Below are 818 nucleotides of genomic sequence, written 5' to 3' on the forward strand. Positions count from 1 at the left end.
TTTTTCAACTATATCAGCTTTATTTTTTCCTAAATCTTCTTTGAAATATGTACCCTGTCTAGTTAAATTTGATTCGTCTATAATATCATTGTCAATGATAGTGAATGTTTTAATACCCAATCTAGTTAAGATTTCGCAAACATTTGAACCAATTCCGCCTAAACCAACTATTAAAACATGTGCATCATTTAATTTTTGTTGATAAATAGAAGGATTTGTGTTATTCGAGATATCCATCCATTCGAAAAAGTTTATATTACGTGAATATTTATATTTTTTTTCATATTCATTTGTAGTAAGTAGACCTAAATTCTTTAGAACATTAATTTTATTATTAAATTCTTCTTCGCTTATTTTTAATTCTGAACGTTCTTTCTCTCCATTTAATACTTTTAAAATATCAATGTTTATTTCACTTTTTTCTATTGACCTTTCGATTCCATTTTGGCCTAATCCAAAGATTATTTTTTCTCCCACAACCAAAGGCTGTAAAGTCTTTTTTATTTTTAATTCGCTCATAGAAATATTCCTCCAATTATAAAATTCTTATTTTGAGTTAAAACAAACAGAAAGAATGTACATTCTTTCTGTTTGTTTTAGGAATTTTCCAAATTTTTTTCAGATTAGCGCTCGCCAAAACGGAAATCGTTCATTATAGTCACCTCCATTACTAATTAACCCTATAATAGGATATATTTCCAATAAAAGCAATATTATTTCCAAATAAATGTGAATTTTCTCAATATTATTTTCGTAATTCAACCTCAATTAAAGTTATTTCCCCATTTTTATTGCATTTTTGGGATTGTATACACAAT

At 26.3% G+C, this 818-nt stretch carries 1 protein-coding gene; it reads right to left on the reverse strand.

The window, feature by feature from the left end:
* Positions 1 to 519 (reverse strand): HesA/MoeB/ThiF family protein (locus PVA17_RS24865; protein ID WP_274069360.1); only part of this gene is annotated, 519 nt, incomplete at its 3' end.
* Positions 520 to 818 lie beyond the last annotated feature (299 nt).

This window comes from Lysinibacillus sp. CNPSo 3705 (assembly GCF_028674935.1).
In the GTDB taxonomy this organism is placed as follows: domain Bacteria; phylum Bacillota; class Bacilli; order Bacillales_A; family Planococcaceae; genus Lysinibacillus.